Origin of the sequence: Actinomyces israelii DSM 43320, from assembly GCF_000711965.1 — a bacterium.
Classification (GTDB): Bacteria; Actinomycetota; Actinomycetes; order Actinomycetales; family Actinomycetaceae; genus Actinomyces; species Actinomyces israelii.
In genome coordinates, this window is sequence record NZ_JONS01000016.1 from 1 (window position 1) to 14,765 (window position 14,765).

General features: G+C 75.4%; 11 protein-coding genes and 1 pseudogene. 6 read left to right on the forward strand and 6 right to left on the reverse strand.

What is annotated here, in order from left to right:
* On the reverse strand, positions 1-200 hold a 200-nt coding region (locus O145_RS07020; RefSeq protein WP_043561672.1), incomplete at its 3' end, for a hypothetical protein.
* A 220-nt stretch (positions 201-420) separates the two neighbouring features.
* On the opposite strand from O145_RS07020, the pseudogene O145_RS07025 reads away from it, so the two are divergent.
* The 3 genes and pseudogenes from O145_RS07025 to O145_RS07035 form a co-directional block, all read left to right on the forward strand.
* Positions 421-930 (forward strand): annotated as a pseudogene (locus tag O145_RS07025) (nitroreductase family protein); the annotation flags it as partial.
* Positions 931-1,241: 311 nt separating this feature from the next.
* Complete coding sequence (locus O145_RS07030; protein ID WP_043561674.1) at positions 1,242-2,624, forward strand: exonuclease SbcCD subunit D; 1,383 nt, start codon at positions 1,242-1,244, stop codon at positions 2,622-2,624.
* Positions 2,624-5,830, forward strand: a complete 3,207-nt coding sequence (locus tag O145_RS07035; protein WP_043561677.1) for an AAA family ATPase — start codon at positions 2,624-2,626, stop codon at positions 5,828-5,830. Before O145_RS07030 ends, O145_RS07035 begins: the two co-directional genes overlap by 1 nt.
* Before the next feature lie 413 nt (positions 5,831-6,243).
* Here O145_RS07035 and O145_RS07040 read toward each other — a convergent pair whose 3' ends face one another.
* The 3 genes from O145_RS07040 to O145_RS07050 are packed head-to-tail and all read right to left on the reverse strand — an operon-like array spanning position 6,244 to position 9,032.
* Positions 6,244-6,711, reverse strand: a complete 468-nt coding sequence (locus O145_RS07040) for a DUF6912 family protein (RefSeq protein WP_043561680.1) — start codon at positions 6,709-6,711, stop codon at positions 6,244-6,246.
* 40 nt (positions 6,712-6,751) lie between these two features.
* Positions 6,752-8,365 (reverse strand): CpaE/TadZ family protein, encoded by a 1,614-nt coding sequence (locus O145_RS07045; RefSeq protein ID WP_043561683.1) that lies wholly within the window; start codon positions 8,363-8,365, stop codon positions 6,752-6,754.
* 1 nt (position 8,366) lies between these two features.
* Entirely contained in the window at positions 8,367-9,032 is a 666-nt protein-coding gene (locus O145_RS07050) for a CpaB family protein (RefSeq protein WP_156966639.1), read from the reverse strand.
* 111 nt (positions 9,033-9,143) lie between these two features.
* Here O145_RS07050 and O145_RS07055 point away from each other — a divergent pair, with 111 nt between their 5' ends.
* Positions 9,144-9,365: a helix-turn-helix domain-containing protein gene (locus O145_RS07055; protein WP_043561689.1), complete on the forward strand. Its 222-nt coding sequence runs from the start codon at positions 9,144-9,146 to the stop codon at positions 9,363-9,365.
* Between the two features lie 59 nt (positions 9,366-9,424).
* On the opposite strand, the gene O145_RS07060 is transcribed toward O145_RS07055, so the two are convergent.
* Complete coding sequence (locus tag O145_RS07060; RefSeq protein ID WP_043561695.1) at positions 9,425-9,976, reverse strand: hypothetical protein; 552 nt, start codon at positions 9,974-9,976, stop codon at positions 9,425-9,427.
* A gap of 259 nt (positions 9,977-10,235) precedes the next feature.
* Here O145_RS07060 and O145_RS07065 point away from each other — a divergent pair, with 259 nt between their 5' ends.
* Positions 10,236-11,027: a LysM peptidoglycan-binding domain-containing protein gene (locus tag O145_RS07065; RefSeq protein ID WP_043561699.1), complete on the forward strand. Its 792-nt coding sequence runs from the start codon at positions 10,236-10,238 to the stop codon at positions 11,025-11,027.
* On the forward strand, positions 11,024-11,686 hold the full coding sequence (locus O145_RS19000; protein WP_229118413.1) for an Rv3235 family protein: 663 nt from the start codon (positions 11,024-11,026) through the stop codon (positions 11,684-11,686). Before O145_RS07065 ends, O145_RS19000 begins: the two co-directional genes overlap by 4 nt.
* A gap of 53 nt (positions 11,687-11,739) precedes the next feature.
* Here the strand turns inward: O145_RS19000 and secA are convergent, their stop codons facing one another.
* Positions 11,740-14,637: a preprotein translocase subunit SecA gene (secA, locus tag O145_RS07075; RefSeq protein WP_043561702.1), complete on the reverse strand. Its 2,898-nt coding sequence runs from the start codon at positions 14,635-14,637 to the stop codon at positions 11,740-11,742.
* Between the last annotated feature and the right edge of the window lie 128 nt (positions 14,638-14,765).

Below are 14,765 nucleotides of genomic sequence, written 5' to 3' on the forward strand. Positions count from 1 at the left end.
GCCAGAGCCGCCTCCCGCGCCGCCGCCTGCTCCTCCGGCAGGTCCACCACCGGCGACGCCGAGACCTCAGAAGCCTCAGAGCCGGCCGACGCCGACACGCCCCCATCCCCCCGCCCGCAGGCCGACAGCACGCACGACACGCCCACCAGCGCCACCACCAGCACCCCACCACGACGAAGCGAGAACGACACAGTCACCATCACTCACCACCATCAGCACCGACAGCACAGACAGAACAGACAGAACGAGCCACAACCAGCCCCGCACACCGGTCACCATCGACCAGCACCACCAACTCTACCGCCACACCCACAACCACCACCACCCCCAAAAACCCCACCCACAGACAACACCCGGAATGCCCGGGGCCGACCGGATGTTGTCTCCGCCGGGCGCACCGGCGTCCGGAAGGAGAGCATGATGGAGTTCAAGCAGGTTGTCGCGAAGCGCCATTCCGTCCGCGACTTCACCGATCAGCCCGTGCCCAGCCAGGATCTGGTGGACATCGTTCGCATCGCCCAGCAGGCGCCGTCGTGGGTGAACTCCCAGCCCTGGCGCGTCTACGCCGCCACTGGTGCCGCGCTGCAGCGGATCAAGGAGCACTACATCGCGAGTGCGGCCGCCGGCGAGAAGGGGGACTCGGACTTCCCGGTCATGCCCCGCACCGAGTGGTCGCAGGCCGCTCAGGCCAATATGGCGGCCACCGGTGAGGAGATTGCGGCCCTGGGCGAGACCGCCCGGGAGTTCACCGCCTCCCAGGGCCGCCTGTTCAACGCCCAGGCGGTCCTCTACATCACCATCCCGAAGAACTCCCCCCTGTGGTCCGTTCACGACCTCGGCGCGTTCTCCGCCATGCTCGCCCTGGCGGCATTCGACAAGGGCCTGGGGGCCATCAACGCCTACGCGCTCGTCAACCGCCCCGGCGTGGTCCGCGAGATCATGGGGATCGGCGAGGACGAGACGCTCGCCATCGGCATCGCGCTGGGGCACGTCGGACACTCCTCTGGCCGCCTTCTCCCCCTCTCGCGCGGACGTGGAGGAGATCCTCACCATCAAGGACTGAGCGGCGACCGCCTGCCGCAGCCCTACAGGGTCATGGGCTCGACGACGGCGATCCGGCTCGCGCCGATCGACGGCGCCGCCCAAGGCCGAACCGATCTCGACGAGGGGGCGGGCCGCGGACAAGGTCTGCTCATCCGTGCCTGCTCATTCGCGTCGCGCCCCTGTGAGAGGGTGCACCCATGCGGATCCTGCACACCTCCGACTGGCACCTGGGGCGCACCTTCCACGGGCGCGTCCTGGACGACGCCCAGGCGGCCTTCGCCGACCACCTCGTCGAGCTCGCCCGCTGCGAGGCGGTCGACGCCATCGTCGTGTCCGGGGACGTCTACGACCGCGCCATCCCGCCCACCGACTCGGTCCGCCTCCTGGACGAGACCCTGCGCCGCCTGTCGGAGCTGACCCGGGTGGTCCTCACCCCCGGCAACCACGACTCCGCCCAGCGCCTCGGCTTCGGGGCCGGTCTCCTGCGCGAGGGCCTGACCATCCGCGCCCGCACCGCTGAGGTCGACCGGCCGATCATCATCCCCGGTCCCGGGGGCGCGGACGGCCTGTACGTCTACGCCCTGCCCTACCTGGACCCGGACGCGGCCCGCGACTCCCTGCCTCCTCTCCTCGCCGAGCGGCTCGGGGAGACCGGCGGGGCCCCCGCCCAGGATCCCGACGCCGTCCGTGCCGCCGGGTCCGAGGACTCGCCCGGGCCCGACTCCCCCGCGGCCTCGCAGCCCCCGCGCAGACTGCCCCGCAGCCACGAGGCCGTCGTCTCGGGCGCCCTGCGACTGGTCGCCGCCGACCTCGCCGCCCGAAGGGCTACGGCAACCGCCCGCGTCCCGGCCCTGGTCATGTCCCACGCCTTCGTCGTCGGCGGGAGGCCGACTGCCGAGTCCGAACGGGATATCCGCGTCGGCGGCGTCGACTCCGTACCCGCGGGCGTCTACGCCGGCCTGGGCGGCTCGCCGCTGGCCGAGCGCTCCGGCGGCCTGGACTACGTGGCCCTCGGCCACCTCCACCGCCCCCAGGAGATCCGCGCCGCCGGCGCCGCCGGTGCCGGCAGTGCCGACAGTGCCGGCACTGCCGACGGTGCCGGCGCACCCGGCCCCCGCCTCGTCTACAGCGGCAGCCCTCTGCCCTTCTCCTTCCCCGAGGCGGGTTCCCCCAAGTCCACCGCGCTGCTCGACATCGGCGCCGACGGCGTGACCCGCCTCGAGCGCGTTCCCGCTCCGGCGCCCTACCGGGCGACGACGCTCACCGGCACCCTCGCCGAGGTCCTGGCCCTGGCCCCCGAGCACCGCGAGGACTGGGTGCGGGTGGTCCTCACCGGCGCCATGGAGCCGGACGCCATGGCGCGCCTCAAGGCCGAGCTGCCGAATCTCCTGGCCTTCTCCCACACGCCTCCCCCGCGAGCCGAGGGCGGCTGCGCTCCCGTCACGCGCGGAAGCGACCCGTTGGAGGTCACCGGCCGGTTTCTGGCCGAGATGCTCGGCCGTCCCGCCCGGCCCGACGAGCAGGCCGTCATGGCCGCCGCCTACGACGCCGTGCGCGCCGGCGAGCGGAGGAGGAACTGATGCGGCTGCACACGCTGACCATGACCGGTATCGGCCCCTACGCGGGCACCGAGACCATCGACTTCGACCGCTTCACCGCCTCCGGCCGCTTCCTGCTCACCGGCCCCACCGGTGCGGGCAAGACGACCATTATCGACGCCATCGTCTTCGCCCTGTACGGGCAGGTCGCCGACTCGGCCGGCTCGTCCAAGCAGCGCCTGCGCTCCACCCTCGTGGACGGCGCCGCCGCCTCCGAGGTCGACCTGACCTTCTCCACCTCGGCCGGCGTCTACAGGGTCCTGCGCAGCCCCGAGTACCGGCGGCCCAAGAAGCGCGGCACCGGCACCACCCGGCAGAACGCCTCCGCCAGGCTGTGGCGCCTGGCCGCCCCCGGCGGGCGGCCCCTGGACGATCCCCTCACCCGCCTGGACGACGTCGGCGCCGAGGTCGCCCGCGTCGTGGGGCTCAGCCGCGACCAGTTCACCCAGACGGTGGTGCTGCCCCAGGGGCGCTTCGCACGCTTCCTGCGGGCGACGTCCGCGGATCGCCACGCCCTGCTGCGCGACGTCTTCGGCACCGCGATCTTCGACGCCATCCAGGCCGAGATCGCCGAGCGCGGCCGCCTGACCGACCGGAAGACCCAGGCCGCCCGCCAGGCGCTCCGGGCCCGCGTCGAGCTCGCGGCCCCGCTGCTGGCGGCCCTGCCCGTCCCGGGGGCCGGCGACGACGCTCCCCCGGAGGGCGCCGACGCTGCCGGCAGCGGCGCCGCCGGGCCCGCTGCGTCCGCCGAGCCCGCCGGGGCTGCCGCGCCCTCCCTGGACGAGCGGCTGGCCGCGCTGGCGGAGCAGGCCGGCGCCGCCGTCCCGGATGCCGACGCCATCGCCGTCGTCGGCGAGGAGGCCCTTGCCCGCAGCCGCGCCGCCCTGGCCCCGCTGGCCGATGCCGTGGAGCGCGCCCGGGCCGAGGCGGCCGAGGCGCGCACGGCCGCGGAGGCCGCCGTCGACCTGCGCCAGCGGCTCGAGCGGCGCGAGGCGCTCCTGGCCGAGCAGAACGAGCTCGACGCCCACCGCCCCGACCACGACGCCGATGTCGCCCGCCTCGACGCCGCCCGGCGCGCCTCCCGGGTCGCCACCGCCCTGCACCGTCGCGCACGCGCCCTGCGGGACCTCGTCTCCGCTCGGGACCTGGCGACGCGGTCCCTGGGCGTGGACGCCCACCTGGCCGCCGAAGACCGTGAAACCGCCACCGCAGCGACCCTCGCGCACCAGGCGCCCGACGGCGCCCCCGACCTGGAGGACCCCCGCCGCCTTCGACGCGCCGAGGAGCACCTGGCCGCCGCCGCGGCCCGCACCCGCACCCTCGCCGGAACCCTCGAACCGCTGGTCGCCCTCGAGACGGACCTGGCGGACCGCCAGGAGGCACTGGCGCACCAGCAGGCCGACCTGGATGCGCTCCGCGCGGATGTGGACGAGCGCGCCCGGGTGCTGGCGGCCCGGCCCGCCCGTCACGCCGAGCTCGAGACCTCCCTGGAGGCCGCGCGCCGAGCCGAGGCCCGCCTCCCCCAGGCCCGCGTGGACCGCGAGACCGCCGCCGCGCGGCGCGACGCCGCCGCCCGTGCCGAGGACCTCAGCGCCGGGCTGGACGCGAGCCGGCGGGCCGTCGCCGAGGCGACCGCCGCCGTGCAGGAGGCCAAGGCGCACGCCGCCGCCCAGCACCGCGCCTGGCTGGAGGCGACCGCCGGCTCCATTGTCGCCGAGCTCGTCGACGGCGAGCCCTGCCCCGTGTGCGGCTCCCCGGAGCACCCAGCCCCCGCCGCCCCGGAGTCCGGCTCGGTCAGCCGCTCCCAGGTCGAGCGGGCCGACGCCGACCGCGCCCGCGCCGACGAGATCCTGACCGAAAGGGCGCGCGAGCACGGTGACCTGGACCGCGAGCACCGCGCGGCCCTCGACGCCTCGGGCGCCCGTCCCCTCGCCGAGCTCGAGGCCGCGCTGGCGGAGGCGGCCGAGCGCCTCCGCTCGCTCGCTGATGCCGCACGCCCCGCCGCGGAGCTGGCCGAGCAGCTGGCCGGCTTCGCAGAGGAGACCGCCGCCATGCGAGACGCCCTGGAGGCGGACCGCACCGCGCTGGCCGAGGACCGGGCGCGCCTGGCAGCAGCGCAGACCGCTCTTGAGCAGGACCGGGCGCGCTGCGCCGGTGCCGCCGGCGAGCACGCCACGGTCGCCGGCCGGCACCGTTCGCTCCTGAGGACCGCCCGGGCCGCCGAGTCGGCCCGCACGCACCTGGCCGCTGTCCGCGCCGCCGCCCAGGAGGCCGCCGGCGCCTCGGCCGACCTGGCCGAGGCCCTGTCCGGGGCCGGTTTCGCCGAGGCGGCGGAGGCCGAGCGGGCCGCCCTGCCGCCCGCCGAGCTGGAGGCCCTCGCCGAGGCCGTCGACCGCGAGCGCGCCGACCGCGAACGCGTCCGCCACGCGCTGACCCAGGACCCGCGGATCGCCGCCCTCACCGGCCAGGAGACCGCCGACATCGCGGGCGCCCGCCGTCTCCTGGAGTCCGCCGAGAAGGCGCGCGACGCCGCGCTGGCGGTCCACGCAACCGCCCTGGAGTCCCACCGGCACCTGGAGGAGGCGCTGGCGGCCGTGGACGGGGCCGCCACCCGGCTCGTCGAGGCCCTTGAGAGCTCCCGGGCGCCGGCTCTGGTGGCCGCACTGGTCGCCGGCCGCAATGACGCCGCCGCGCCCCTGGCGACGTGGGTCCTTCTCGACCGCTTCGCCGAGGTCCTCGTCTTCGCCAACAGCCGTCTGGCCCAGATGTCCTCGGGACGCTACGAGCTCGTGCGCGTCGACGACGAGGCCGGCTCGGCAGGGCGCCGCGACCGCGGGCTGGGGCTGGGCGTCGTCGACCGCTTCTCCTCCGGCAGGGTGCGCGACCCCAAGACGCTCTCGGGCGGGGAGACCTTCTACGTGTCCCTGGCGCTGGCCCTCGCCCTGGCCGACGTCGTCACCGCCGAGTCGGGGGGCGTCGCCATGGAGACCCTCTTCGTCGACGAGGGCTTCGGCTCCCTCGACCCCGAGACCCTTCAGGCCGTCCTGGCCGAGCTCGGGCGCCTGCAGGCGGGCGGGCGCACCGTCGGCATCGTCTCCCACGTCGAGGAGCTGCGCCGCCAGATACCCGACCGCATCGAGGTGGTCAGGGCGCCGTCGGGCTCAACGCTGCGCATCACCGCCTCCTAGCATCCCGCCTCATCAGCCGGTCTCGAGTATCTGGTGGTAGCGTCCACAGCGCACCGCCGGCCCCTGAGCGGACTCGTTCCTCCCGCCCCACCGCCCCAGCTGCTCGCGCCCCACCGCCCCAGCTGCTCGCGCCCCTCGACAGCCTCAGCCAGACCAGGTGCCGGCCCCGTATCGCCATGCCCAGAGCTCAACAGAAGCTAGAAGCTGAAGACGCGGGACACCAGACAACTGGTTCCGGGGCGGGCCTGCGGCTTCTTTCTCGGCGAGATCAGCTCGAGGCGCCCGCCTGACGCCCTGCCTGACCCCCGGAGAGCTTGGAGACCCGGCGGCGGGCCCCGAGCCCTCCTTGAACCGATCTCGAGCCGGAGAGCAACCACCTCGGCAAAGCGGGCGGCCCGGGCCGACCGGGGCCCCTACGCGAGCTCGGCGGACAGGGGCCCGCGCTCGGTGACGTCGTACCACAGCAGGTCGGCCTCGGCGGTCCGCTCGAAGGCCTCCTCGTCGCCGGCGCGCGCCGCCCGCACGTCCGCCTCCGCCGCCCGCTCGTCCACCAGCAGCGCGGCCACGGCCTCCCAGCCCACCGGCGCCTCCACCCGGACCGTGCCCGGCAGCACGTCCCCGCCCGCCGCCGGCTCGGCGACCCGGGCGTCCTCGACGTCCGCCGCAATGACGACGCGGCGATCCGCCAGGCCCTCGGCGCCGGGGGCCGCCAGGAGCACCAGGGAGGCGTCGGCAGCGCACAGGCTCGCCGAGGCCTCCAGACCCTCCTCGTCCTGATCGGGCAGGGCCCGGGCCAGGGCGGGCGTGACCGCATGAGCCGTCCGGGGGCTGATCTGCGGGGCGGACAGGTCGGCGGCCGTCGCAGGCAGGTAAACGCGCATGCCCCCAGTGTGCCCCGCCCGCCCGATGCGGAGCGCGCCCCTACCGGGCGCGTCGGCTCCGGCGCCGCCTCACGCGCGCGCCGGGCGCGGCCGGGCTCCCGCCCCCGTCCCCGGCCTGAGGCGGGGGCGGGGCCGCGAGCGGCGGGGGCTGCGGCCCCCGCCGCGGGGCTGCGCCCCTGTCCGGTGGAGGAGCGGGAGCCGGCGCGCCGGCGGAGGGCGCGGGCGCCGCCGGCCGCTGCGTCGGGGCCGGCGCCGACCGGAGCGCCCGCGCAGCGCCCCGCTTCTCGCGGCGGCGTCGCAGCCCGGGCCTGCGCCGTCGCCCGCGTCCGCCCTCGCGCCCGGAGGCGGCCGCCTGCGGGTCGACCCGGTCGGCGAGCCCGGCCAGGGCCCGCCCGAGCTCACTGTCCGGCGCCGCCTCGGTCACGGCGCGCCCCTCCATCAGGCACCGATCGGCCGTGGCCGGGTCGTCGGGCACGAGCACCGCCTCGCTGACCCTCCCGTAGCGCTCCAGGGCGTCCCTGACGGCGCGCTGCGGCGAGGGCCCCGCCACGCTGGAGCGCACCCGCGTGACGACCACCTCCATCCGCCCGGCGGGGCGCGCCTCCCCGTCGAGGTCGCCCAGCAGCTGCAGGAGCCTGCGCACCCCGACCGGATCCGCCCCGCCCACCACCAGGACGACATCGGCGCCGCCCACGAGGTCGGCCGCCACGGCTCCCCTGCCGGGCTCCAGGGTGTACTCGTCGACCGAGTCATCGACCAGTCCGCCGCTGATGTCGACAACGGTCCACGCCGCCAGGCCCCGGCAGCGCGCCCACACCTGGGACATGGCCGAGGGCGGCAGCTCGCGCCAGCGCCCGGGCCGTCCCAGACCGGACAGCAGGCGCTCCGAGGGGCCGACGGGGACCAGGAGCGCCTCGAGGGCTTCGTCATCCAGCCTGCCGTGCCCGGCCAGGCGCGCGGCGGTGGCCAGGCCTGAGGAGTCCTCCGGCAGCCCGAGGACCTGGGTCAGGCACGGCCCCTCCAGGTCGGCATCGACCAGGATCGTGCCGCCGGCCGGAGCCAGGCTGTGGGCCAGCGCCGCGGCGATCGTCGTCCTGCCCGAGGAGCCGCGCGGCCCCCAGACCACCGCGATCCTGCCGCCCGGTCCGTGGCGCCCCGGTTCCTCGGGCCTGTCCGGAGCGGTCGGGGTGGGCGGCCCCGAGGCGGTCAGCTCGGCCCACAGCCGGTCGTCGGCCCCGGGTCGGGCGGGCGAGGCGGAGGAGCCCGCCCGCGGGGGCGTGCGCGGACTCGTAGCGGGCTCGACGGCGCGGGCGAGCGCCTGCACGCGCGCTCGCACGGCCTCGGGATCCGCCTCCCGGTCCTCAACGGGCCACCCGAGTGCGGCCCAGCGCTCCGCCCGGTCCGCGGGCGCCAGGACGACGCCGCTCGCACCGACGTGCCTCAGCCGGTCCACGACCGAGGGGTCGAGGTCGTCGAAGTCCGCGTCGATGACGACGAGCGCGGCCAGGCCCGCCATGGCGGCGCTGAGCAGCTCGGCCACGTCCGCGCAGCGGCGCACCACGCGCAGCCCGGATCCGCGCGCGTCGATGGCGCGCAGCAGGTCGGCGTCGTCCCCGGAGACGGCCAGGAGGACCCCGTGCAGTCGTTCGTCCATCTCAGCTCCCGGCGCCGCCGGGGACCAGGACGAGGGCGCCGTCGCCGCCGACGGCGGTGAGCACCGCGGCCACCGAGCCGGCGGGGACGAGGACCTCGACCTCGGTGGTGTCCCCGCCCATGAGGCCCTCATCGGTCTGCCCGACCGCCGAGACGGTCAGGTGCTCGGCGACGACCTCGGCCTGGGTCCGCGGGCTCTCGGCGGCGGTCCGGGCTGCGGGCAGGACCCACAGATCGACGACGTCGCCGGTGGCGGTGCCGGCGGGGAGGCTGGAGGAGACCCTCAGGACGATCGCGCGCAGGTCCTCCGGCGTCTGGGACCCCACGGCGCCGGCGGGCAGGAGCTCGCCGGCGCTCAGGGACCGCTGGGCGACGGCGCGCTCGGGCAGCTCGCCGGCCGGGATGTAGGCGTCCGTGCCCGGGTGGGCGTCCACCAGGGACAGGACCCCGTCGGCCGTCAGGTCCTGGCCCGGGGCGACGTCGCGGGCCAGGACGTAGACCTGCTGGGTGTCCGCTGCGGTGCTCACCGCCCAGGCGCCCAGGGCGACGGCGGCCCCGATGAGGACGAGCCCGCCGGCCATGCGCGGGTCGCGCCAGGTGGACCGGCGTCTGCGAGCCGGAGGTGCAGCATCGGCGGCCGGTGCGGGGCCGCGGCGGGAAGGGGCCACGAGACTCTCCTGATCACTCATGGGGCCCTGGCACAGCCTGGAAGCATCTTTGATTATCCACAAGGCTGTTCAGGGATGGCGCGCTGTGCGCCGGAGTGTCATTATCGTGCCATGAAAGACAAGTTCCTGACCATTGCCGAGGTCGCCGAGAACCTGCAGCTGTCCGCCCAGGGCGTGCGCGCCCTCATCCAGTCCGGCGACCTGCCGGCCCTCCAGGTCGGCGCCCGCCGCCTGTGGCGGGTCCCGGAGAGCGCCTTCGACGCCTACATCGAGCGCCAGCTGGAGGCCACACGCGAGATGGTCGCCGCGGGGCGCTCCCTCGACAAGGAGTGACCCGCCCGGTGAGCGCGCCCGGTGAGCGCGCCCGGTGAGCGCGCCCCGAACGGGTGCGCTCACCGGCTGCGCAGCACATCGAGGGCGCCCAGGGCCACGGTGACGACGCCTCTGCGCGGCGCCCCTGCCGCCCGGTGCCGCTCGTCGCTGCGCGGACCGTCCACGACGACGTCCAGGTAGTCGGCCCCCACCCGTGCGATCCGGCCGATGACGTCCCCGGCGGGGGTCATCGCCCGCACCCGCGCACCGCTACGGGCCAGCTCGCGCGCGGCGGCCCGAAGGGTCGGGCGCCGGCGCCCGTCCGGCTCGGGCGCGGGCCCGGGCAGCGGAGCGAGGAACGCGAGCGAGCCGGTGGGGACGAGAGCCTGCAGGCCGTCCCCCTCGTCGATGAGCACGAAGCCGTCCTCCGCCCGCACCAGCACGCCATCGACCGGCGTGCCGCCGCGCGTGCGCAGGCGGATCGCGCGCCCCACGGCCCCGCGCAGCCGATCGGCCATCCGCACGACGGCGATCTCGGCCTCCGCCAGGTCCGCCGCCTGGGCGGCGATGTCGGCGCGGCGCTCCGCCTCGAAGCGGCTCTCCAGGTCTGCCAGCAGCGCGTCCCAGTCCATGGAGGCAGCCCACCACGGCGACCGGCGGGGCGGCAAGAGCGCACTTCCACGCGTTGCGCGCCGCTGAGCGCACCCCTGCGCGTCTTCCAGCGCCCCTGACCGGCTGCCCCTGCGCGCCCTGCGCACCTCCCCGCCCGGGCGCGCAGCGGCCGCGCCGGCCCGCTCGCGCCACGCCCCGCCGCAGAACAACTTGACTTTTCTCACATGAACGTGCAATATCAAATCACCTCAAACAGCATCTCCAATGGTGGAGGATCTTATGCGCTCTCTCATGCATCTTGTTGCGGTGGCGCTGGCCGCGGCTGTCGGCACGGCGGTCCTGGCGGCGAACGCCTGGTCGGCGGCCGCCGGCCTCGCCTCGGTGCCGGTGGCGTGGTGGAGCACGGCCCAGATCGCCCAGAGCGCCATCGCGCTCGCGTGCGGGCTCGGGGCCGCGGGCTGCCTGTGGCACCTGGCGTCCGCGGGACTCGCCCTGACCGTCCTGCTCCAGGACGCCCTCGCCGCGGCGGGTGCGCCCAGTGCGCCGGTGGGCGCCGCAGCGGGCGGCCGCGCCAACACAGCACTCCAGCGGTGGGGCGCCCCGCTCGTGCGGCGGATCACCGCAGGCGCCGTGGTCGCGGGGCTCGCAGTCACCCCCGTGGCGGCGGCCGCCCCCTCCGTCCCCGACGACCTGGGGTGGCGGGCGGGCGCCGGCGGGCCCTCCGCCCCGCAGGCCGAGCCCGCCCAGCCCGCACCCGGCGTCGAGAACGGCGACCCCGGCGTCGAGCCTCCCGCTCCCGGCGAGGCCGCCGGCGACCGGGCCGGCGCCCCGTCCGGATCCTCGTCCGCGCACGTCGTCGGGCCCGGGGAGTCCCTGTGGTCGATCACCGCCGCCGCCCTGGGGCCCGGCGCCGCCGACGAGCAGATCGTGCGGGCCTGGCCCCTGATCTATGAGACGAACGCCGAGCGCATCGGCGCCGACCCCTCCCTCATCCACCCGGGCGACGCCCTGGACCTGCCCGACTCACTTACCCGCGCCCAGGGACCCGCCGACGACGGGAGCCGGCCGTGACAGCCGTGACAGCCGTGACAGCCGCCGCGCCGCCCGCCCCGGGGGTGACGCAGCCGCTCCCCGCCGGGAAGAGCTCCGCCCCCACGCGCCCCGCGCCGGGCCGCCCGGAGCCGACCGGGCCGCAGCCGCGCGTCCCCAGGACCGCTGTCGGCGTGCCGGCGGGCGAGGTCGTCCCCCGCACGCCCATGGCGGGCGCCGAGCGCCGGCAGTGGGACCGCCTGCGCTTCCAGACCGAGCTCAGCCTCCGGCAGCAGCGCAAGCGGCGGCGCAAGAAGACCCTGTCCAGGTCCGAACCCGCGACCGCCGAGGCCCTGCCGGACTCGCGGGACCTGCCCGACCCGCGGCGCCATGCCGCCGGCATCGTCACGGCGGCCGCGGAGGCCCTCAGCGGGCACAGGCCCGTGGACCACCTGGCGCGATGGACCACCCCCGAGATGTTCCAGGCGCTGGCCCGCCGCGCGGGCCTGGCACTGCGGCTGCTGGGGACCGAGCCCGGTCGCCCCAGGCCCAGGGTGTGCTCCATCCACACCCAGATCACCCTGTCGGGCAACTGCGAGGCCGCCATCCTGCTCGACGACGGCTCGCAGGTCCGCGCCGCAGCGGCTCTCCTGGTCCCTCATCGCGGCCGGTGGGTCATGTCAACGCTCGAGATCGGCTGAGTCCGCCGTCGCGCCCGACCGGCCCCGCGTCCGAGCCGTCGTCGCGCCCGGCCTCAGCGCCGCCGCTTCCTCTTGGCGGCGCGCCGCCGCTGGGCCCGGTTGGCGGCGCGCGGGGCCCCGCCGGAGGGCGCCCCCGCCCGCTCTGCCGACCGCGGGCCCGCCGACCCCGACGCCCCTGCGCCGCCCGTCCCGCTCGGCCGCGGGCCCGGCGTCGTCGAGGTGGCCGCCCCTGTGCCGTCCTCGGCGGGGGCCGAGTAGGTCATCCGCCTGCTCATGGCCTCCCTGCCGGTCGAGCCCAGCACGCTGCCGGTCCTGGCCCCCGACCCGAGCTTGAGCCGGGCCGCGGCGGTGCCGTCGGCGGCGGCCACGGCGGCGGCCGCCTCGGCCGTGCCGTCCTCGGCCGCGCGCGCGGCGGCGGCGTCGAAGCGGCCGACATTGGCGAAGATCTGCTCGACGGTCTCCTCCCGGATGCCCTCCATCATCGCCTTGAACATGTGGGCCCCCTCGTTGGCGTACTCCACCAGCGGGTCGCGCTGGGCCATGGCTCGCAGGCCGATGCCCTCCTTGAGGTAGTCCATCTCGTAGAGGTGCTCGCGCCAGCGCTTGTCCACCACCGCGAGCAGCACGCGGCGCTCCAGGGTGCGCATGGGCTCGGCGCCGAGCTGGGCGTGGGCGAGCGCGTTGTCGTCCATGCGCTTCTCGGCGTCCTCATAGGCCACCGCCACGTCCTCGGACAGCTCGGCCGACAGCCGCTCGGAGGTCAGCAGGTCCAGCCCGCCCACGGCGTCGACGAGCTCGTCGCGGGTGAGCCCCACCGGGTAGAGGTGGGCCAGGTCGTCCCACAGGGCGTCCAGGTCCCACTCGTCGGCGCGGCCCTCGGAGGTGCGGCTGGCGACGATCGTCTCGACGGCCTGGGAGCGGAAGGCCGCGACCTGCGGCTCGAGGTCCTCGCCCTCGAGCACGCGGTGCCGCTCGTCGTAGACCTTCTCGCGCTGCTCGGTCATGACGTCGTCGTACTTCAGGACGTTCTTGCGGATCTCGTAGTTGCGCGACTCGACCTGCCGCTGGGCGCTGGCGATGGCGCGCGTGACCACCTTGGACTCCAGGGGCACGTCGTCGGGGTAGGCGCCCGAGGCCATGATCCGCTGGGCGGCGTTGGAGGCGAACATGCGCATGAGGTCGTCCTCCATGGACAGGTAGAAGCGGGACTCGCCCGGGTCGCCCTGGCGCCCGGAGCGTCCGCGCAGCTGGTTGTCGATGCGGCGCGACTCGTGGCGCTCGGTGCCCAGCACGTACAGGCCGCCGAGGGAGACGACCTCGTCGTGCTCCGCCCTGCAGGCGTCCTGGGCGGCCTTGAGCGCGGCGGGCCAGGCCCTGTCGTACTCCTCGGCGTTCTCCTCCGGGTCCAGGCCCGCCTCCTTCAGCCCGGCGACGGCGATGTGCTCGGCGTTACCGCCCAGCATAATGTCGGTGCCGCGGCCGGCCATGTTGGTGGCCACGGTGACGGCGCCCTTGCGCCCCGCCATGGCGACGATGGCGGCCTCGCGCGCGTGCTGCTTGGCGTTGAGGACCTCGTGGGGGACCCCCCGCTCGCTGAGCATCTTGGAGAGCCGCTCGGACTTCTCCACGCTCGTGGTGCCCACCAGGACCGGCTGGCCCGCCTCGTGGCGCTCGACGATGTCATCGACGACGGCGGTCAGCTTGGCCGCCTCGGTGGTGTAGACCAGGTCGGGCTGGTCGGTGCGGATCATCTTCTTGTTGGTGGGGATCGGGACGACGCCGATCTTGTAGGTCCCGTTGAACTCGGCGGCCTCGGTCTCGGCGGTGCCGGTCATGCCCGAGCGCGAGCCCTCGGGGTAGAGGCGGAAGTAGTTCTGGAGGGTGATGGTGGCCAGGGTCTGGTTCTCGGCCTTGATCTCCACGCGCTCCTTGGCCTCGATGGCCTGGTGCATGCCCTCGTTGTAGCGGCGGCCCGGCAGGACGCGGCCGGTGTGCTCGTCGACGATGAGGACCTCGCCGTCGCGCACGATGTAGTCCTTGTCGAGGTGGAAGAGCTCCTTGGCCTTGATCGCGTTGTTGAGGAAGCCGATCAGCGGCGTGTTCTCCGACTCGTACAGGTTGTCGATGCCCAGGTAGTCCTCGACGCGCTCGATGCCGGGCGCCAGCACGCCCACGGTGCGCTTCTTCTCATCGACCTCGTAGTCCTTGCCCGCGCGCAGGCGCCCGGCCATCTTGGCGAACTCCTTGTACCACTTGTTGACATCCCCGGTGGCGGGGCCGGAGATGATCAGCGGGGTGCGGGCCTCGTCGATGAGGATGGAGTCGACCTCGTCGACGATGACGAAGGCGTGGCCCCTCTGCACCAGGTCCTCGGGGCGCTGGGCCATGTTGTCGCGCAGGTAGTCGAAGCCGAACTCGTTGTTCGTGCCGTAGGTGATGTCCATCGCGTACTGCTTGCGGCGCTCGGCGGGGGTCTGGCCGGTCAGGATGCAGCCGGTGGTCAGCCCCAGGAAGCGGTGGACGCGGCCCATGAGGTCGGACTGGTACTCGGCCAGGTAGTCGTTGACGGTCACCACGTGCACGCCCTTGCCGGTCAGCGCCCGCAGGTAGGAGGGCATGGTGGCCACCAGCGTCTTGCCCTCACCGGTCTTCATCTCGGCGATGTTGCCCAGGTGGAGGGCCGCCCCGCCCATGATCTGGACGTGGAAGGGCCGCATCCCCAAGACCCGGTCGGCGGCCTCGACCACCGTGGCGAAGGCCTCGGGCAGCAGCGAGTCCAGGGTCTCCCCGTCGATGTAGCGCTCCTTGAGGTCCGCGGTGACCTCCTTGAGGTCATCGTCGGTGAAGTCCGCATAGGTGTCGGCGAGCGCCTCGACCTGGTCGGCGATGGCGCCGAGCTTCTTGAGGGTACGGCCCTCACCGATGCGAAGGATCCGGTCGACGATCGACACGCTGGCTTCTCCCTTGTTGGTGGTGGGGTGCGCGCTGCGCACGGCTGAGTCCCCGGGCACGGGCGCCCTCAACGCCCGGTCACCGGGCACAGACGCCCCCCATCGTAGTGGACGCCCCGTGGGCGGCC

Coding starts and splice junctions, on each gene's coding strand:
- O145_RS07040 (WP_043561680.1), bottom strand. CDS start 6,711: ATGCGCGTTTACCTGCCTGCGACGGCCGCCGACCTGTCCGCCCCGCAG.
- O145_RS07035 (WP_043561677.1), top strand. CDS start 2,624: ATGCGGCTGCACACGCTGACCATGACCGGTATCGGCCCCTACGCGGGC.
- O145_RS07060 (WP_043561695.1), bottom strand. CDS start 9,976: ATGGACTGGGACGCGCTGCTGGCAGACCTGGAGAGCCGCTTCGAGGCG.
- O145_RS07055 (WP_043561689.1), top strand. CDS start 9,144: ATGAAAGACAAGTTCCTGACCATTGCCGAGGTCGCCGAGAACCTGCAG.
- O145_RS07045 (WP_043561683.1), bottom strand. CDS start 8,365: ATGGACGAACGACTGCACGGGGTCCTCCTGGCCGTCTCCGGGGACGAC.
- O145_RS07030 (WP_043561674.1), top strand. CDS start 1,242: ATGCGGATCCTGCACACCTCCGACTGGCACCTGGGGCGCACCTTCCAC.
- O145_RS07065 (WP_043561699.1), top strand. CDS start 10,236: ATGCGCTCTCTCATGCATCTTGTTGCGGTGGCGCTGGCCGCGGCTGTC.